Raw genomic sequence first — 17,694 nt, 5'->3', positions numbered from 1 at the left:
GCGGCCGGGTGGGGCCGGGCCTCACCACGTCGTCTTGTAGGGCTTGGCGGCGCCCGCGCTGGGGGCGACGCCCAGGTCGTGCAGGGCGAAGCCCATGACCTTGCTGAAGACCGGCGCGGCGGTCTCGCCGCCGTAGATCGACGTCTTCGGGTCCTTGACGAAGACGCCCACCGTCAGCCGGGGGTTGTCGGCCGGCGCGAAGCCCGCGAACGACGACACGATCGAGGACAGCTGGCCGTTGCTCCCGACCGCCTCGGCGGTGCCCGTCTTGCCGGCCACCTGGTACCCGGGGACGGCCGCCTTGGCGCCCGTGCCGTCGTCGCCGCCGACCACGCCCTCGAGCATCCGGGTGAGCTGCTTCGCCGTCTTCTCGGAGACCACGCGGCTGCCGTCCGCCAGGTCGGCGGGCGTCTTGGTGCCGTCGGGCGCGGTGGTCGACGCGACGACGTGCGCAGGCTGCCGGACGCCGCCGTTGGCGATCGTCGAGTAGACCCCCGCGACCTGCACCGCGTTCGCGGACAGGCCCTGGCCGAAGAGCACGGAGTACCGGGTGCGGCCGTCCCAGTCCTGCGGCTGGCGCAGGATGCCCGCGGACTCGCCCGGCAGGCCGAGCCCGGTGTGCTGACCGAGGCCGAAGGCGCGCATGGTGTCGTACTGCGACTGCGCCGTCATCTTCGACCCGGCCTGCACCGTGCCCGAGTTCGACGACTCCGCGAGGATCCCCGCGAGCGTGAGCTTCTCGACGCCGTGCTCGTGCGAGTCGTGGAAGGTCTGGCCGTTCGAGGTCTGGTAGGTGTAGCCGACCTGGAACTGCGACGAGGGCTTCGCGAGCCCCGACTCGAGCAGGCCGGCCATGGTGATGATCTTCCCGGTCGAGCCGGGCTCGAACGTGCCCTCGACCGCGACCGAGCCACGCTTCGACACGGGCACGGACGAGTCGTTCGGGTCGGCCGTCCCGGAGTTCGCGAGGGCGTACAGCGCGCCCGTCTTCACGTCCTGGACGACGACGATCACCCAGGTGGCGCCGGTGTCCTTCTTCGCCTTGTCCGCGGCGTCCTGCGCGTACCACTGGATGTCCTGGTCGATGGTGAGCGCGACGTCGGAGCCCGGCTGAGCGGCCTTGTCCTGGTCCGTCCCGGTCGGGATCCGCTGGCCGTCCACGCCGCGCTCGAAGGTCTCCTGGCCCGGCGTGCCCGAGAGCTGCCCGTCGAGGACCTTCTCCAGGCCGCCCGCGCCCTGCTGGTCGGCGTCGACGTAGCCGAGGAGGTTGCCCGCGGTCGCGCCGGCGGGGTACACGCGCTCGGAGGTCTGCTCGGACGAGATCCCCGCGATGCCCAGCGCGTCGATCGCGCGCCAGGCCTCGGGCAGCAGGTCCTTGGCGAGGACCTTGTACTGCAGCAGCTTGCCCTTCGACGACGCGTTGAGCGCCGCGCCCAGCGTGCTCGCGTCCTCGTGGACGAGCGGCGCCAGCAGCTTCGCGGCCGCCACCGCGCCCGTGCCGAGCTCGCCCGCGCCGCGGTAGGCGGCGACCTGGGCGTCCGTGGGCACGAACCGCGCGATGCTCGTCGGGTTCGCGATCAGGGTGTACCGGGCCTGGCTCGTGGCCAGGACGACGCCGTTCGCGTCCGTGATGTCGCCGCGTGCCGCGGGGAGGACGGTCGTCACGAGGCGGTCGTTGTGCCCGCGGGCGGCGAGTGCGGCGCCGTCGTACAGCTGGACGTACGCGAGCCGGAGCAGGAACGCGAGCAGCGCGAGCGCGACGACGGCCGCGACCCAGCGCAGCCGGACCTCCGGGCGGCCGGCCTTCCGGAAGACCGAAGGGCGCGGGGCCGGCCGGCGGGCGGCCGGAGCCGGGCGGCGCGGCGCCGCCGTGTTCCGGGGCGGGCTCGCGTTGCCCTTGGTCCGGGCCCCGTTCCGCGGGGGCACGCCGCCCGACGCCGTCCGGGCCGCAGCCCGCGGCGAACCCGAGGTGCGAGTCGCGCTCGACCGCGGAGCTCCCGACCGCGGCGCGGCGGCGCGCGGCGCACCCGAGCGCGGCGGCGTCGTCGGGCGGGGGCTCATCCCTTCGCCCCCGCCGCCTCGGGCGTCGCGATCACCTTGCCGTCCGACAGCCGCAGGAAGCCCTGGCCCGTGCTCGGCACCATACCGAGCGACCGGGCCGTGCGGGCCAGCGTGCCCGGGGCCGAGGCCGCGTCGAGCTTCGAGGTCAGGTCCTGCACGTCCTGCGCCGTCTGGGCGACCTGGGCGTTGAGCGTGTTGCGCGCGAAGGAGTCCCGGGCCATCTGGATGTTCAGCAGGAGCGCGGTGACCAGCGCGCCGGCCACGATCGCCACGCAGAGCGCGACGAACGGCACGCGGGAGCGGCCGGTCGCGGGGGCACGCACGACACGCAGCCGTGGGCGGGGCGCCTCGGCGGCGCGCGGGGCGGCCTTGGGGTCGGTGGCGGGCTCGAACTGGCGCAGCACGCGCGCCGTCGCGCCGGCGGACGCGGTCATGGGCGTGCCTCCTGAGGGCGGTGGGACGGGGTGGGACGGGTGGACGGGCGGGCACCGGCGGGACGACGTCCGGAGCTCCCCCGCGCGGCGAGCTCGCGGAGCACGTGGTCGGGCGTGGGTCGGACCCGCTCGGCGGCGCGGAGCCGCACGGAAGCGGACCGCGGGTTGCGCTCGAGCTCGGCGCCGTCCGCCTCCTCCGCGCCGCGCGTCAGCAGGCGGAGGTACGGGCGGTGGGTCTCGGGCTCGACCGGCAGGTCGGGCGGGGCGCTGGACGTCGCGCCGCGGGCGAGCTCGCGCTTGACGAGCCGGTCCTCGAGCGACTGGTAGGACTCGACGACGATGCGCCCGCCGACCGCGAGGACCGCCACCGCCGCCGGCACCGCCCGCTCGAGGACGGCGAGCTCGCCGTTCACCTCGATCCGGAGCGCCTGGAAGGTGCGCTTCGCGGGGTTGCCGCCCGTCTGGCGCGTCGCGGCGGGGATCGCCGCGCGCACGACCTCGACGAGCTCCGCGCTGCGGTCCCAGGGCCGCTGCTCGCGCCGGCGGACGATCGCCCGCGCGACCCGGGGAGCGAAGCGCTCCTCCCCGTACTCGCGCAGGATGCGGACGAGCTGGGCCTCGTCGTAGGTGTTGAGGACGTCGGCCGCCGTGGGACCCGTGGTGGGGTCCATGCGCATGTCGAGGGGCGCGTCGTGAGCGTACGAGAACCCCCGGTCGACCTCGTCGAGCTGGAGGGACGAGACGCCGAGGTCCATGAGGACGCCCTCGACGGCGTCCGCGCCCTGGTCGGCGACGACGTCCTCGATCTCGTCGTACACGGCGTGCACGGCGACGAACCGGTCGCCGAAGCGCGCGAGCCGCCGCGACGCGAGGGCGATCGCCTCGGGGTCGCGGTCGATCCCGATGACGCGCGCCGCCGGGATCTGCTCGAGCACCGCCTCGGTGTGCCCGCCCATGCCGAGCGTGCAGTCCACGAGGGTGGCACCGGGAGCCTGGAGGGCGGGGGCCAGCAGGTCGACGCACCGCTGCAGGAGGACCGGCACGTGCCGGCCCGCCGCGTCGCCCTGGCGGTGGTCTCGTTCCGTCCCAGCCATCGGTCCCCTCCTTCCCGTGCTGCTGGTGCCGTGGTGCTGCCGGTCGGGCCACCCGGTCAGGTCTCCCTCCGCGACCCTCTGACGCCGGGGAAGTGGCGTCAGAACGGGCGGGAGGAGGCCTGGTCGTGCGGGCCGTCCGGACGTTCTCGTGATGGGTCCTGCTCGGTGCTCGTCCTGCCTGACGCAGTCAGAGCCGCAGCCCCGGGACCACCTCCTCCGCGGTGCGTGCGTACTCGCTCTCCTGCTCGGCGAGGTAGGCCTGCCACGCGGCGAGGTCCCAGACCTCGACGCGGGTTCCGGCGCCGATCACGGCGACGTCCCGGTCGAGGCCCGCGTACTCGCGCAGCGCGGGCGGGATCGAGATCCGGCCCTGCTTGTCCGGCACCTCGTCGCTCGCGCCCGAGAGCAGGACCCGCAGGTAGTCCCGCGCCTGCTTGCTCGTCACGGGAGCCTCGCGGATCTGGTCGTACATGCGGCGGAACTCGTCCATGGGGAGCAGGAACAGGCAGCGCTCCTGCCCTCGGGTGAGGACGAGGCCCGGTGCCAGCTGCGCCCGGAACTTGGCCGGGAGGATGAGCCGCCCCTTGTCGTCGAGCCGGGGCGTGTACGTGCCCAGGAGCAGGCTCGGCACCCCGCTGAACGACTCGAGCACGGCACGCACCTCCTCCTGCCTCCCATTGCCCCCACATTACTCCACTTCCCTCCACCTTTCGCTCGTCGAGACGCGCCTTTCACCCCGCGCCGACGACGTCGGCGCAGGTCAGCGCGGTGGGGCGCGGTGGAGGGCGTGGGAGCGTCACCGGCGTGCCGGACGTCCGCGCCCGGCGGGCCGCCGTGACCGGACCCGGACGGGGCACCGTCTCCGCCGCGGCCGGGGTGCAGGGGTGGAGCGAGGTGGAGTGACCTGCGACACGTGCTCTACGCTCGTGGTACGACGTCGCAGGCACGCGGCGACCGCCGTCCGGCGAGCCCGGGCGGGTCGGGTCGTGGCGCGCCGTCCGACGGTCGTCCTGCTCGGGCGGTCCGCCGCTCTCGACCGACGGAGGTCCCGCGTGCTCCTCGACTCCAGTGGCATGAACAACGGCACGGACAACGCCCCTGCCGACACCTCCGAGCCCTCGGCCGGCTCCGCCCTCGACGAGCTCGTCAGGGTCACCGCGCGGCTTCGAACCGCGGTGGAGTCGGTCGTGACCGGACGCCGCGACGCGGTCGACGTCACCCTCGCCGTGCTGCTCGCCGGCGGGCACCTGCTCATCGAGGACGTGCCCGGCGTCGGCAAGACCACGCTCGCGAAGGCGCTCGCGCGGGCGATCGACGGCAGCGTGGGGCGGATCCAGTTCACGCCCGACCTCCTGCCGAGCGACCTCACCGGCGTCAGCATCTACCGCAACCAGACCCACGAGTTCGAGTTCCGGCCCGGGCCCGTGTTCTCGAACGTCGTGATCGGCGACGAGATCAACCGCGCCTCGCCCAAGACCCAGTCGGCGCTGCTCGAGTGCATGGAGGAGGGGCAGACCACGGTCGACGGCGTCACCCACGCCCTCCCCCGGCCGTTCTTCGTCGTCGCGACGCAGAACCCCGTCGAGATGGAGGGCACCTACCCGCTCCCCGAGGCGCAGCGGGACCGCTTCATGGCGCGGCTGTCCATCGGCTACCCCGAGCCGGAGGCCGAGCTCGAGCTCCTCGACCGGATGGAGACCCACGACCCGCTGGGCGAGGTCACGCCCGTCGCGGACGTCGCCGTCGTCGCCCGCCTCATCACCACGGTCCGCGGGATCTGGGCGTCCGACGCCGTCAAGCGGTACGTGCTCGACCTCGTCTCCGCGACGCGCGAGCACCCGTCGCTGCGGCTCGGCGCGTCGCCCCGCACCACCATCCAGCTGCTGCGGGCCGCGAAGTCCGTCGCGGCCATGGACCAGCGCGACCACGTGCTCCCGGACGACGTCCAGCGGCTCGCGGTCCCGGTCCTGGCCCACCGCCTCATCACCACCACGGAGGCCCGGCTCGCCGGGCAGACCCCGGCCGACGTCGTCACCGCGATCGTCGAGCGGACGGCCGTGCCGGCGCGAGCCGACCGCTCACCGAGCCGGCGCTGAGGCATGGCCGGGGCGCGCACCACCCGCTTCCGCCTCACCGACCGCGGCGTCGTCCTGGTCGTCGGCGGCGGGATCCTCGCGCTCGCGGGCGTGGGGCTGCACCTGCCCGACGTCGTGGGCGTCGGCGTCGCCCCGCTCGTGGCGGTCGCGGCCGCCGCCCTGTGGATGCGTCTCGTGGGGGTCGACCGGGGCCGCACGGCGCTCACCACCACCCGGCGCGTGCTGCCGAACCCGGTGGTCCGGGGTCAGGTCACCGAGGCCCGCCTCGCGGTGCGCCCTGCCCATCTCACCTCCGCGGCGACCGCCCAGCTCGCGCGCACACGGGTCGCGGAGAACGTCTCGACCCAGCTCTCCCACCGGCCGCCCCGGGGCACGCAGCGCACCGGGGCCGACGAGATCGTCGTCACCTACCAGCTGCACCCCTCCGCGCGCGGCCGCTGGCTCCTCGGCCCGGCGAGCGCCACCGTCGAGGACCCGTTCGGCCTGGTGCGGACGGTCCAGCCGTTCGGGTCGACGACGACCGTCACGGTCTGGCCGAGCACCTACCCGCTCCCCGTCCGGGCCGCGCGCAGCCTCGCGGTCGCGAGCGACGCCGCCAGCGGCTCGCGCGCGGCGTCCCCCGACGACGCCGTGCTGCGCGAGTACGTCGCGGGCGACGACCCGCGACGCATCCACTGGGCGAGCGCCGCGCGACGCGGCAGGATCATGGTCCGGTCCGACGAGGGCGCGGGGCTGCCGCCCGTGACGGTCCTGTTCGACCGGGGGCTGCTCCCCTCGCGCGACAGCGGCCGGGCCTGGGACCACGCGCGCCCGGGCGAGCGTGGCGAGTGGGCCGTCGAGTGCGCGGCGTCGATCGCCGTCTCGCTGGTCGAGGCCGGGCACGCCGGCCGGATCGTCGGGACGGCGGCGGAGGGCGCGGTCGCCGCGGTGCCGCACGTGCCGGGCGGCCGCGGCGAGGGCCGCTCGGGCATCCTCGAGCAGGCGGTCGACCTGACGGGGCTGCGGGACGGCACCGAGGCCGACCGCGCGGTCGCCGCGACCGCCGCGGCGCTGCGCGTGGACCGTCACGCCGACGAGCTGACGTTCGCCGTCCTCCGGCCGCAGTCCGGTGCGGCGCAGCACGCGCTCGCGCACCTCGGCGGCGAGGGCGACCACGCCGCCGTCGTCGTGGTCGACCGGTCGGCACCGCCGGCCCAGCACCGCGCCGCGCAGGACACCGTCGCCGCGCTCCGCGCCGCCGGCTGGCGCGCCCTCGCCGTCGTCGAGGGCAGCGGCCTCGAGGCGACCTGGCTCAACCTCGTCGAGGAGGCCGCATGGTCCTGAGCTCGCTCAACGCCCGACGCCGCGCGCTCGCGCAGACCGTCCTCGTCGCGGTCGCCGTGGGCGCCGGCGCGCTCACGCTCACGAAGGTCGTCTTTCCCGGCGGCTGGGTGGGTGTCGTCCTCGGCAGCCTCGCGCTCGTGGTGGCCGTCGTCGCGGGGGTGCGCTGGGCGGCGCAGACGCGCGGCGCCGGGCCGCTGGCCACGGTCGCCCCCACGCTGGTCGGCGGCGCCGTCGCCGTCTTCCTGTGGGTGACGCTGGGCACCTCCCAGGCCGTCGCGGACCCCACCGCCGCGCCCCTGCCCGACGACCCGGTGTCCGCGGCGTTCACCGCCCTCGGGCGGCTGCACGAGCTCGCCTCGGAGTCGGTCGCGCCGGTCGACGCCTCCGCGCCCGTCCTCAGCGCGATCCTGAGCGCCACGCTGGCGCTGTACCTGCTGGGCGACGTCCTCGCGGTCACGCTGCGCGCCCCCGTGGCCGCCGCGGTCCCGGCCCTCGTGCTGTGGCTGCCGTCGCTGACGATCGACGCCCGCGTCCCGGTCGCGTGCGTCGCCGCCACCGTCCTGGCGCTGCTGGTGCTGCTCGCCGTCTCGCGCGCCGACACCAGGCCGGGCGCCCGCGACGCGGGCACGACCACGGCCGCCGCGGTCGGCGTCGCGGCCGCCGTGACCGCCGTCTCCCTGGTGGTCGGCGCCGGCGCGGTCGCCGTCCAGCAGAGCGGTTCGCGCCCCCTCGCCGACCTGTTCGGCTCCGGCGGCACCTCGGCCCGGCTCGGCAACAACCTCGACGTCCTGCGGGACCTCGGCGACCGTCCGGACACGGTCGTCATGACCGTCCGCGCCACCGGCTCGAGCAGCGCGGACAGCTCGGGATCCGCGGACGCGCCGGCCGTCGGGCCCCTCCGCGTGTACACGCTGACGAACTTCGACGGCTCGTCGTGGAAGCCGGACGACGTACTCAGCGACGCCGAGGACGTCGCCCAGGGTCAGCTGCTCGGAACGACGCCGTCGGCGGCTACCGCCGGCCAGACGGTGGCCGTCCGCGTGGACCCGAAGCAGCTGCCGCGCTACCGGCTCGCGGTCACCACCGACCCCCGCGGCGTGGCGACCACCACGCCGGGGCCGCTGCGCTACGACGCGGACCGCGACGAGGTCTACCGCGTGACGCGCGACGCGCAGTCCCCGTACGTGCTGACCGTGCACCAGCGCGACCTCACGGCCGACCAGCTCAAGCAGGAGGACGCGACGTTCGGCTCGGACAGCGACCTGCCCGAGAAGCTGCGCAAGGAGGCCCTCGCCCTGCCCGACACGGCGCACGTCGGCGACGTCGAGGCGCTCGCGAAGAAGATCACCGACGGCGACACGACGGACTACGCGAAGGCGCTCGACCTCCAGACGTACTTCCGCGACGCGCAGCGGTTCACCTACTCCACGAAGGCCCCGAAGGAGGGCTCGGACGCCGTCTGGTCGTTCCTCCGGACGAAGGAGGGCTACTGCGTGCAGTTCGCGACCGCCATGGCGGTCATGCTGCGCACGCTCGGCATCCCGGCGCGCGTGGGCGTCGGCTACCTCACGCGGGCTCCGGGCGCGGACGGCGTCACGAACGTGACGGGCCAGGACGCGCACGCGTGGCCCGAGGTGTACTTCGAGAAGTCGGGCTGGGTCAGGTTCGAGCCCACCCCCGCGGTCCAGTCCGGGATCGCGCCGAGCTACACCGACGTCTACGGGAGCTCGCAGTCGCAGAGCTCGCAGCCGAACGACGTCCCGACGGGACGCGCTACGACGGACCCGCAGCCGGCCGCCTCCGAGGAGGCCGCGACGTCCGAGGCGCAGCCCGTCGGCACGGCCGCGACACGACGGGACGGGAGCCTCGTCGCGGTCGTCGGCATCGCGCTGCTGCTGGTGCTGGCCGGCGCGGTCGTGACCGTGGTCGTCGCGCGGAGGCGCCGCTCACGCCCGATCGACGACGCCGAGGCGGCGTGGGCGGGGCTGCGCCGGCGGCTCGCCTCCGAGGGCGTCACGTGGTCCGACTCGGCGACGCCACGCCAGGTGCCCGGCCTGGTCGCGGCCGCGGTGCACGACGCTCACGGGACGTGGGGCGACGGCCCGGACGGTGCGCTGCGCGAGCTCGCGCGCGCGGTGGAGTCGGAGCGCTACAGCCGACCCGGTGCGGCGACCGAGTCGGCCGTCCCGGCGCGCACGGGTGAGGACGGCGCCGCAGAGCGTGCCGAACGCGGCACGGCGCAGGCGCCCGCGCGCGACGCGCGCGCGGTGCGATGGGCGAACCTGGTCGACGACGTCGTCGCGGCCGTCCAGCGTGAGGTCAGCGGCCGCCCTCGTGCCGGCGCCGGTCCCAACGCTCCTCGAGGCGAGTGAGGAACGACTCGCGCTTCGTGGTGCGTGCGGCGGGCCGCGCGGGCGACGCCGTCGTTCGGGTACCGCCGACCACGCCGATCGGCCCCGGCTTCGCGCGGCGTCGCAGCAGTGCGAACGCCACACCCGCGAACATCAGGACGAAGCCGCCGACGCCGAGCCACCACTGCGAGGCCGCGGCGCCGAGCACGAGGACGAGCAGGCCCGCGGCCGCCGCCAGGAAGCCGACGACGTATCGCCAGAGCGGATGCCGCTCGGCGGACTGGAGCGTGTTGGCGAGCCGTGGATCGTCCGAGGTCAGAGCTTGCTCCATCTGCTCCAGGACTCGCTGCTCGTACTCAGACAGAGGCATGACGACCTCCGGTCGTTCGCTTGACGTGTTGTTACTCCGAGGATAGTTCCCCGCCGCTCAGGGTGGTAGTCGAGCGGGTCACAGCTGAGGCACGACGTACCGACGCGGCGCCGAACCGGGCCCGGACGGCGTCGAGCGCCTCCTCGGCCGCCCGCACCACCAGGGGCGCCTCGCTGGTCGCGTCGTCGAGCGTGAGCTGGACCGCGGCGCGTCCGCGCTCCTCGAGCTGCTCGGTGCGGACGCCCACGAGCCGGACCGCGAGCCCGCGCAGGTCCGTCGCGGCGACGAGCTCGCGCGCGACCGCGCCGATCTCCTGCCCGGTGTCGGTGGGTGAGACGAGCGTGCGCGCCCGGGTCACCGTCCGGAAGTCGCTGGTGCGGACCTTGACCGTCACGACGCGTGCCACGAGGCCCTGCGCGCGCAGCCGCGCGGCGGCGCGGTCCGCGAGCTCCAGGACCGTCGCCGCGACGACGGCCCGGTCGCGGACGTCCTGCGGGAACGTGGTCTCGTTACCGATGGACTTCTCCTCGTGCGCGGGCGTGACCGACCGGTGGTCGCGCCCCCACGCGAGGTCGTGCAGGTGGCCGCCGAGGCTGGGGCCGAGGAACGCGCGCAGCCACGCGACGTCGGCGTCTCCCAGCTCGGCGACCGTCCGGATGCCGCGCCGCGCGAGCGACTCCTCGGTCCGCTCCCCCACGCCCCAGAGAGCGCCGACCGGCAGGGAGCGCAGGAAGTCGACGCTCGCCGCGGCGGGGACCAGCATCATGCCGTCGGGCTTGGCGTGCGTCGAGGCGAGCTTCGCGACCAGCTTGGTGGACGCCACGCCGACCGAGCACGTGATGCCGTGCTCCGCCTGCACGCGCTCGCGCAGGGCGGCGCCGATGCGGCTGGGCAGACCCAGCCGCCGCCGCGCGCCGGACACGTCGAGGAACGCCTCGTCGACGCTGACGGGCTCCACGATGGGCGTGACGTCGCGGAACGCCTGCATCACGGAACGCGAGACCTCGCGGTAGGCGGTGTGGTCCGGCGGGACGACGACCGCCTGCGGGCACAGCCCCAGCGCGCGCGCCATGGGCATCGCGGACCGCACGCCGAACGCGCGCGCCTCGTACGTCGCGGAGAGCACGACCCCGCGCGACTGGCCGCCCACGATCACGGGCAGGCCGCGCAGCTCGGGGCGCCGGGCCAGCTCGACCAACGCGAAGAACGCGTCCATGTCGACGTGCAGGACGCTGCAGCCGTCCTCCTCGTCCCCCCAGTCCCGTCGGGCGGACGCAGCACGCGGCCCTCGGCTCACGACGCCCTCGCCCGCGATCCCGGGACGAGGCTGAAGGCCGCCCCCGGGTCCACCAGCATGCCGACCTCGTCCCGGAAGTCCTCGGCGCAGCGCACGAGCTCCTCGGCCCGCCCGGCGTCGACCGCGTCGAACCGGCCCGCGTCGATCGCGGCGCGCGTCCGCGCTCCCCCGGCGAAGTAGACCGACCAGGGCGCGAGGCCGGGCTCGACGACCTCGACGAGCGACCACACCGAGCGGCTCGCCCTCCGCGCGGCGGGCCGGCCGCGGAGTGCCACCACCGCGGCCGCCGAGCGCAGGGCGGCGAGGTGCGCGTGCACGAACCGCTCGGCGGGGTCGGCCGCGGCGTAGGCAGCGACCAGCTCGTGGTCCGCGCGCGCGAGCAGGCGAAGGGCCTCGACCGGCGCCGGGGCCGCCGCCCGGGCCGCCGCCCGACCCTGGACGCTGCGTTCCGTCCGTTCCATCACTCGCCACCTCCTGAGCACCCAGGATCGAACACGTGTTCGAACCTGTCAACCGCTGCCACACTTGACCCGTGAGCGCACGCCGGAACCGGCACCCCCGACAGGACCCACGATCCTCCGAGCCACCCACAGCGGCGGAGCCCGGCGGGGCCGGGGGCGGCGGGCGACGGCGCCGCGGCGCGGGGGCCCTCCCCACCGGGCTGCCCGAGGGACCGGTCGCGACGACGACCGGCGTCGTGGAGCTCGAGCCCGACCCGGACCGCAACGCCGTCACGGTGCTCGTCAACGGCGCGCCCAGCTCCTACGTCGACCTCGACGACCCCGGCCTGCTCACCTTCGAGTACATGCAGGAGATGGCGGCGCTCGTCGACGCGCTGCCCGCGGGCCCGCTGCGCGTCGTCCACCTCGGCGCGGCCGGCTGCTCGCTCGCCCGGTGGGTCGAGCACGAGCGTCCGGGCTCGGAGCAGGTCGCGGTCGACCTGGACGCCCGCCTCCTCGAGCTGGTCCGCGGCTGGTTCGCGCTCCCTCGCGCGCCCCGGCTGCGGCTGCGCGCCGGCGACGCGCGGGCCGTGCTCGCGACCCTGCGCGACGGCTGGGCGGACGTCGTCGTGCGCGACGTGTTCGCCCCCGACACGACGCCACCCCACCTGGCGACCGTCGAGTTCGTCCAGGACGTCTGGCGGGTGCTGCGGCCCGGCGGCCTGTATCTCGCCAACTGCGCCGACCGGCCGCCGCTGCCGCTCGCCCGCGCCGAGGCCGCAACCCTCGACGCGGCCGGCGCGGACGACGTCGTCGTAGTCTCCGAGCCCGCGCTCCTGCGCGGCCGCCGCTACGGGAACCTCGTGCTCGCCGCCCGGCGTCCCCCCGAGCACGCGGGCGGCGGGGACGCGGTCGAGCGCCCGGACCCCCTCGCCGACGACGCGGCGCTCGCCCGCCGGCTGCGGTCCCTGCCCGTGCCCGCCCACGTGCTGGGAGGCGCCGAGCTCGCGTCCTTCCGGGCCGCGGCCCGTCCCGCGCACGACGACGCCGCGCCCTCCGAGGGAGGACGCGGCGTCTCGTAGTCACCGCCGCCCGGCGGCGGCCCGGTCCGTCAGAGCGGACGGACCTTTTCGGCCTGGGGGCCCTTGGGGCCCTGGGTGATCTCGAACTCGACGCGCTGCGCCTCGTCGAGCGAGCGGTAGCCCTGGCTGTCGATCGCCGAGTAGTGCACGAAGACGTCGGCGCCGCCGTCGTCCTGGGCGATGAAGCCGTAGCCCTTCTCCGCGTTGAACCACTTCACAGAACCCTGCGCCATGCTGTTCCTCTTGTCCTTCTGCCCGTCCGGGACATCGGTGGCCGGACCCTTTCGCCCGCCCCTGTGCCGCCGTGCCAGCACGGCAACGCGGACAGTCTGGCACGAACCGGTCGGAGCGGCCAGAGATCCGCCGGAGTGTCGCCGCAGGTCAGACGCCGGTCCGTCAGTCGTCCGAGCGCTGGGCCAGGAACCGCTCGAACTCGGCGCCCAGCTCGTCCGCGGTCGGCAGCGGCGCGTCGTCGGCCAGGAGGCTCGTCGCGCCGAAGGACCGCGCGAACGCGTCGTACTGCTGCTCGAGCCCGCGGACGAGCGCTCGCAGCTCGTCCGACTCGGCGACCTGGCGCGCGACCTCGTCGGTCGTCTCGCGCGCGGTCTCCTCGAGCTCCTCGCTGGCGAGCTCCAGCCCCGTCGCGCCCTGCAGCATGCGCAGGGCGTGCAGCGCGGCCGGTGCGTACGCCGTCTGGGCCACGTAGTGCGGCACGTGCACCGCGTACCCGACGGCGTCGTGGCCGGCCTGGCCGAGCCGGAGCTCGAGCAGGGCCGCCGCGCTCGCCGGGACCTCGGCCCGGCCGAACCAGGACGGGTTCGAGCCCACGAGCTCTCCCCGCGTGGCGTGGACGGTGAGCGTGCTGGGGCGCGTGTGCGGCACCGCCATGGGCACCCCGTGGACCGTCGCGACCAGCGACACGCCGAGCTGCTCGACGACGCTCTGGACGGCGGCCACGAACCGCTCCCACTGCAGGTCGGGCTCGGGGCCGTGCAGCACGAGGTAGCCCGTGCCCTCGGCGTCGCGCAGGTGGTCGATCACGAGCGCCGGCTCGTCGTACGACGCCCAGCGCGAGCTCTCGAAGGTCATGGACGCCCGCTTGGAGCGGTAGTCAAGGAGCTGGTCGACGTCGAACGTGACCAGCCGACGCGCCTCGGAGTGCTCCAGCAGGTGCTCGCGCACCACCTCGCCGACGCCCCCCGCGTCGATGAAGCCGCGCAGCACGTGCACGAGCACCGGTCCGGTCCCGCGCTCGTCCGGCGCGCCGAGCAGCTCGGCCACGGCCTGCTCGTCGATCTCGTAGATCCCTCGGGGGTCCAGCACGCGTCGTCCTCCTACGCCTCGGTCGTCGTCCGTCTCTTGGTGCGTCAACACACGGAGGCCCCCACCGCTTCCCGGGACCGCGACCCCGCCGCCGTGCGCCATACTTGATGGCCGCCGCGCGCGCCCGCGCGACGAGGATCGGAGGGCTCGTGCCGGACACGCCGCAGGACGCACCACAGGCGACGGATGCCCGCGCCGACGCCCCCACCGGGTCTCCGGACGAGACCCCGGCGGACGAGCGCATGCGGCTCGAGCTCGACCGCGAGCAGGGCGTCGTCGACACGCTGTACGGCCGGCTCGACGAGCTCCGCGAGGCCACGTGGGGGCGGCTGCGCGACGTCCGCCGCCAGGGCCCGAGCGGCTCGCCGCAGAACCGTTCGGAGCGCGACGCGTTCGCCACCCTGTACGAGGACCGCATCGCCCAGCTGCGCTCGGTCGAGGACCGGCTCGTGTTCGGACGGCTCGACCTCGCGGACGGCACGGCGCGGTACGTGGGCCGCATCGGGCTCACCGACCCCGACCAGACCCCGCTCCTGACCGACTGGCGCGCGCCTGCCGCGCAGTCGTTCTACCGCGCGACGGCGGCGCACCCCGACGACGTGGCACGGCGGCGCCACCTCACGACCCGCCTGCGCCGGGTCCTCGGGATCGAGGACGACGTGCTCGACCTCGACGCGACGCAGCGGCTCGGCCTGAGCACCCTCGCGGGCGAGGGGGCGCTCCTGGCGTCGCTCGGCGCGGGGCGCACCGCCCGCATGCACGACATCGTCGCAACCATCCAGCGCGAGCAGGACGAGATCATCCGGGCGCCCCTCGCGGGCACCCTGGTCGTCCAGGGCGGCCCGGGCACGGGCAAGACCGCCGTCGCGCTGCACCGCACCGCCTACCTCCTCTACGCGCACCGCCGCCAGCTCGAGCGCACCGGCGTGCTGCTGGTGGGGCCGAGCCGCGCGTTCCTGCACTACATCGACCAGGTGCTCCCGTCCCTCGGCGAGACGGGCGTCGTCTCCACCACGGTCGCGGAGCTCCTGCCCGGCGTCACCGTCACCGCCGCCGACGGTCCGGAGGTCGCGGAGATCAAGGGCCGGGCCGTCTGGTCCCGGATCCTCCAGCGCGCCGTCCGGGCGCGCGAGCGCGTGCCCGCAGCCGACGTGCCCCTCGTCGTGGAAGGGCAGTCGCTCGTGCTGCGCCGCGCCGACGTCCGGGACGCGCTGGGCCGCGCCCGGCGCTCCCACCGGCCGCACAACGAGGCCCGCGCCGGCTTCGCACGCGACGTCCTGGGCCGCCTCGCGAACCGCTACGCCGAGGCGATCGGCGACCCCGAGGCGGACCGCGCCGAGCTCCTCGACGACCTCCGGCGCAGCCGCGACGTCCGGGTCGCGATCAACCTCGCCTGGCTCCCGATCACCCCGGCGCGCCTGGTCGAGGACCTCTTCACCAAGTCTCACCGGCTCGCCGAGGCCGCCCCGGAGCTCACCAAGGAGGACCGTCGGCTGCTGGCGCGGCCGGCGGGGGCCGGCTGGACCGAGTCGGATGTCCCGCTGCTCGACGAGGCCGCCGAGCTGCTGGGCGAGGACGACGCGCTGGACCGCGCCGCGGCGCGCGAGCGCGCCGAGCAGGACGCCGCCGACCTCGAGTACGCGCGCCAGGTGCTCGAGTCCTCGGGTGCCGGCGGCGGCCTCGTCGACGCCGAGACGCTCGCGGGCCGGTTCGCCGACGGCGGGCCGCTCCTGACGACCGCCGAGCGGGCGGCCGGGGACCGGACGTGGGCGTACGGGCACGTCGTCGTCGACGAGGCCCAGGAGCTCACCCCGATGGCCTGGCGCGCGCTCGTCCGCCGCTGCCCCACCCGGTCGTTCACGGTCGTCGGCGACGTCGCGCAGACGGCGGCGCTGGGTGGCGCGCGCTCCTGGAGCGCCGCCCTGCGTCCCCACTTCCGGGACGCGTGGTCGGTGTCCGAGCTGACCGTCAACTACCGCACGCCCGCCGCGGTCGCCGACGCCGCGCTGCGGTTCGCCCGGTCCGCCGGGCTGCCGGTGTCGCGGCTGAGCTCCGCCCGCGACGTGGAGGACGCCCTCCGGTTCGTTCCTGCGGGCGGGCACGCGGCCGCCGTCGCCGGTGCCGAGACGGCCGCCCAGGTCGCCGACGTCGTCCGGCCGGACGGCACCGGGCGCGTGGCCGTCGTCGCCGCCGCAGGACGCCGGGTCGAGGTCGCCGACGCCGTCGGGCACGCCCTCCGTGACGCGCTCGGCGAGGAGCGCGCCGCCGCCCTCCTCGCCGGCGGGGCGGACGCACGGGTCGTCGTGCTCACGCCGCTCGAGGTCAAGGGGCTCGAGTTCGACGCGGTCGTGGTGGTCGAGCCGGCGGAGATCGTCGCCGCCGGGCGCTCCGGCGCGTCCGACCTCTACGTCGCGCTGACGCGCCCGACCCGCCGCCTCGTGGCGGTCCACCAGGGCCCGCTCCCGGACGGACTGGTCGGCCCTGAGGATGAGCGACCCGCCGCGCCCCCGGTGCCCGGCGCCCGCCGGGCACCGTCCCGGCCGACGCCTTCGTCCGGCAGGCGGAACTCGTTCGACACCAGGCGAGACGACAGCGCACCATAGAGCCGTGCTACGCGCCCTCCTCCTCGAGAACCTGCATCCCCACGCCCGCACGATCCTGGAGTCGTCCGGGTTCGAGGTCGAGACCCGGACGGGTGCGCTCGACGAGTCCGAGCTGATCGACGCCCTCGACGGCGTCCACCTGCTCGGGATCCGCTCCAAGACGAACGTCACCGCCAAGGTCCTGGAGTCCGCCCCCTCGCTCATGACCCTCGGCGCGTTCTGCATCGGGACCAACCAGATCGACCTGCGCACGGCCGCAGAGCGCGGCGTCGCGACGTTCAACGCGCCGTTCCAGAACACCCGCTCGGTCGTGGAGATCGCGCTCGCCGAGATCATCGCGCTCACGCGCCGCCTCACCGACCGCAACGCCGAGATGCACGCCGGCGTCTGGAACAAGTCGGCCGAGGGCGCGCACGAGGTCCGGGGCCGCACGCTCGGCATCGTCGGGTACGGGAACATCGGCACGCAGCTGTCGGTGGTCGCCGAGAGCCTCGGCATGTCCGTGGCGTTCTACAACACGTCGGAGAAGCTCGCCCTCGGCAACGCCCGCAGGATGGGGTCGCTCGAGGAGCTCCTCGAGGTCGCGGACGTGGTGACCCTGCACGTCGACGGCCGCAAGGGCAACGCCGGACTCTTCGGGGCCGAGCAGTTCGCGCGCATGAAGCCGGGCGCGCTGTTCCTCAACCTGTCGCGCGGCTTCGTGATCGACACGGGCGCGCTGCGCGAGGCCATCCTGTCCGGCCACCTGGGCGGCGCGTCGATCGACGTGTTCCCGCACGAGCCCAAGCGCAAGGGCGACCCGTTCGAGTCCGACCTGCGCGGCCTGCCGAACGTGATCCTCACCCCGCACATCGGCGGCTCCACCGAGGAGGCCCAGGAGGCGATCGGCACGTTCGTGGCGAACAAGCTGCGTGACTACGTCGCGACCGGCTCGACCACGCTCTCCGTCAATCTGCCGAACCTCGCGCTCGAGCAGACGACCGGCGTGGCCCGCATCGCCCACCTGCACCGGAACACCCCCGGCGTGCTCGCGGCCGTCAACAACACGCTCGCCCAGCACGGCGTCAACATCGAGGGCCAGCTCCTCGCGACGCGCGGCGAGCTGGGCTACGTGGTCACCGACATCGGCTCCCCGCTGCCCGACGGCGTCACCGAGGCGCTCGCCGCGATGGACCAGACGGTCCGCCTCCGCGTCCTCGCCTGACACATCGCGCGGCCGT

15 protein-coding genes are annotated in these 17,694 nt (G+C 75.4%); 6 read left to right on the top strand and 9 right to left on the bottom strand.

Annotated features, from left to right (window positions below):
• Window positions 1-21: 21 nt before the first annotated feature.
• The 4 genes from ACLQ14_RS15640 to mraZ all read right to left on the bottom strand — a co-directional run bounded on the left by ACLQ14_RS15640 (window position 22) and on the right by mraZ (window position 4,250).
• Window positions 22-1,926 (bottom strand): peptidoglycan D,D-transpeptidase FtsI family protein, encoded by a 1,905-nt coding sequence (locus tag ACLQ14_RS15640; RefSeq protein WP_425814660.1) that lies wholly within the window; start codon window positions 1,924-1,926, stop codon window positions 22-24.
• A gap of 131 nt (window positions 1,927-2,057) precedes the next feature.
• Window positions 2,058-2,495, bottom strand: coding sequence for a hypothetical protein (locus ACLQ14_RS15635; protein WP_425814658.1), 438 nt, complete (start codon window positions 2,493-2,495; stop codon window positions 2,058-2,060).
• Entirely contained in the window at window positions 2,492-3,589 is a 1,098-nt protein-coding gene (gene rsmH / locus ACLQ14_RS15630) for a 16S rRNA (cytosine(1402)-N(4))-methyltransferase RsmH (RefSeq protein WP_425814656.1), read from the bottom strand. Before rsmH ends, ACLQ14_RS15635 begins: the two co-directional genes overlap by 4 nt.
• 187 nt (window positions 3,590-3,776) lie before the next feature.
• A complete protein-coding gene (mraZ, locus tag ACLQ14_RS15625; RefSeq protein ID WP_425814654.1) occupies window positions 3,777-4,250 on the bottom strand; it encodes a division/cell wall cluster transcriptional repressor MraZ in 474 nt (157 codons plus the stop codon).
• A 412-nt stretch (window positions 4,251-4,662) separates the two neighbouring features.
• Here mraZ and ACLQ14_RS15620 point away from each other — a divergent pair, with 412 nt between their 5' ends.
• The 3 genes from ACLQ14_RS15620 to ACLQ14_RS15610 are packed head-to-tail and all read left to right on the top strand — an operon-like array spanning window position 4,663 to window position 9,380.
• The gene (locus tag ACLQ14_RS15620) at window positions 4,663-5,685 is read left to right on the top strand and encodes an AAA family ATPase (protein ID WP_425814780.1); all 1,023 of its coding nucleotides are present in this window, start codon (window positions 4,663-4,665) and stop codon (window positions 5,683-5,685) included.
• A 3-nt stretch (window positions 5,686-5,688) separates the two neighbouring features.
• Window positions 5,689-7,008 (top strand): DUF58 domain-containing protein, encoded by a 1,320-nt coding sequence (locus tag ACLQ14_RS15615; RefSeq protein WP_425814652.1) that lies wholly within the window; start codon window positions 5,689-5,691, stop codon window positions 7,006-7,008.
• Window positions 6,999-9,380 (top strand): transglutaminaseTgpA domain-containing protein, encoded by a 2,382-nt coding sequence (locus ACLQ14_RS15610; RefSeq protein WP_425814650.1) that lies wholly within the window; start codon window positions 6,999-7,001, stop codon window positions 9,378-9,380. Before ACLQ14_RS15615 ends, ACLQ14_RS15610 begins: the two co-directional genes overlap by 10 nt.
• Here the strand turns inward: ACLQ14_RS15610 and ACLQ14_RS15605 are convergent.
• Genes ACLQ14_RS15605 through ACLQ14_RS15595 form a run of 3 tightly spaced genes read right to left on the bottom strand, consistent with a single transcriptional unit; the run spans window position 9,328 to window position 11,487 of the window.
• A complete protein-coding gene (locus ACLQ14_RS15605) occupies window positions 9,328-9,729 on the bottom strand; it encodes a DUF3040 domain-containing protein (RefSeq protein ID WP_425814648.1) in 402 nt (133 codons plus the stop codon). The two genes, ACLQ14_RS15610 and ACLQ14_RS15605, sit on opposite strands and share 53 nt — an antisense overlap.
• 31 nt (window positions 9,730-9,760) lie before the next feature.
• Window positions 9,761-11,026 carry a DNA polymerase IV gene (locus ACLQ14_RS15600; protein ID WP_425814646.1) on the bottom strand — a complete coding sequence of 422 codons (1,266 nt, stop codon included), beginning with the start codon at window positions 11,024-11,026 and terminating at the stop codon, window positions 9,761-9,763.
• The gene (locus tag ACLQ14_RS15595; RefSeq protein ID WP_425814645.1) at window positions 11,023-11,487 is read right to left on the bottom strand and encodes an SAV_6107 family HEPN domain-containing protein; all 465 of its coding nucleotides are present in this window, start codon (window positions 11,485-11,487) and stop codon (window positions 11,023-11,025) included. The genes ACLQ14_RS15600 and ACLQ14_RS15595 overlap by 4 nt, the downstream gene beginning before the upstream one ends.
• Before the next feature lie 71 nt (window positions 11,488-11,558).
• Between ACLQ14_RS15595 and ACLQ14_RS15590 the strand changes: the two genes are divergently transcribed.
• Window positions 11,559-12,548, top strand: a complete 990-nt coding sequence (locus ACLQ14_RS15590; RefSeq protein ID WP_425814643.1) for a spermidine synthase — start codon at window positions 11,559-11,561, stop codon at window positions 12,546-12,548.
• 29 nt (window positions 12,549-12,577) lie between these two features.
• On the opposite strand, the gene ACLQ14_RS15585 is transcribed toward ACLQ14_RS15590, so the two are convergent.
• Window positions 12,578-12,781 (bottom strand): cold-shock protein, encoded by a 204-nt coding sequence (locus ACLQ14_RS15585; RefSeq protein ID WP_425814641.1) that lies wholly within the window; start codon window positions 12,779-12,781, stop codon window positions 12,578-12,580.
• A gap of 163 nt (window positions 12,782-12,944) precedes the next feature.
• Window positions 12,945-13,871 carry a proteasome assembly chaperone family protein gene (locus tag ACLQ14_RS15580; RefSeq protein WP_425814639.1) on the bottom strand — a complete coding sequence of 309 codons (927 nt, stop codon included), beginning with the start codon at window positions 13,869-13,871 and terminating at the stop codon, window positions 12,945-12,947.
• 242 nt (window positions 13,872-14,113) lie between these two features.
• On the opposite strand from ACLQ14_RS15580, the gene ACLQ14_RS15575 reads away from it, so the two are divergent.
• On the top strand, window positions 14,114-16,474 hold the full coding sequence (locus ACLQ14_RS15575; RefSeq protein WP_425814778.1) for a HelD family protein: 2,361 nt from the start codon (window positions 14,114-14,116) through the stop codon (window positions 16,472-16,474).
• Between the two features lie 4 nt (window positions 16,475-16,478).
• Entirely contained in the window at window positions 16,479-17,678 is a 1,200-nt protein-coding gene (serA, locus tag ACLQ14_RS15570; protein WP_425814637.1) for a phosphoglycerate dehydrogenase, read from the top strand.
• Window positions 17,679-17,694: the final 16 nt, after the last annotated feature.

Source organism: Luteimicrobium sp. DT211, from assembly GCF_049844995.1.
GTDB lineage: Bacteria > Actinomycetota > Actinomycetes > Actinomycetales > Cellulomonadaceae > Luteimicrobium.
Note: the sequence above shows the minus strand (reverse complement) of the source record. Positions and strands in the feature narration are given on the sequence as shown.

Excerpts from the sequence above, each read along its gene's own strand:
- ACLQ14_RS15635 (WP_425814658.1), bottom strand. The coding sequence starts at position 2,495 with ATGACCGCGTCCGCCGGCGCGACGGCGCGCGTGCTGCGCCAGTTCGAG.
- rsmH (WP_425814656.1), bottom strand. The coding sequence starts at position 3,589 with ATGGCTGGGACGGAACGAGACCACCGCCAGGGCGACGCGGCGGGCCGG.
- ACLQ14_RS15620 (WP_425814780.1), top strand. The coding sequence starts at position 4,663 with ATGAACAACGGCACGGACAACGCCCCTGCCGACACCTCCGAGCCCTCG.
- ACLQ14_RS15615 (WP_425814652.1), top strand. The coding sequence starts at position 5,689 with ATGGCCGGGGCGCGCACCACCCGCTTCCGCCTCACCGACCGCGGCGTC.
- ACLQ14_RS15610 (WP_425814650.1), top strand. The coding sequence starts at position 6,999 with ATGGTCCTGAGCTCGCTCAACGCCCGACGCCGCGCGCTCGCGCAGACC.
- ACLQ14_RS15605 (WP_425814648.1), bottom strand. The coding sequence starts at position 9,729 with ATGCCTCTGTCTGAGTACGAGCAGCGAGTCCTGGAGCAGATGGAGCAA.
- ACLQ14_RS15595 (WP_425814645.1), bottom strand. The coding sequence starts at position 11,487 with ATGGAACGGACGGAACGCAGCGTCCAGGGTCGGGCGGCGGCCCGGGCG.
- ACLQ14_RS15585 (WP_425814641.1), bottom strand. The coding sequence starts at position 12,781 with ATGGCGCAGGGTTCTGTGAAGTGGTTCAACGCGGAGAAGGGCTACGGC.
- ACLQ14_RS15575 (WP_425814778.1), top strand. The coding sequence starts at position 14,114 with ATGCGGCTCGAGCTCGACCGCGAGCAGGGCGTCGTCGACACGCTGTAC.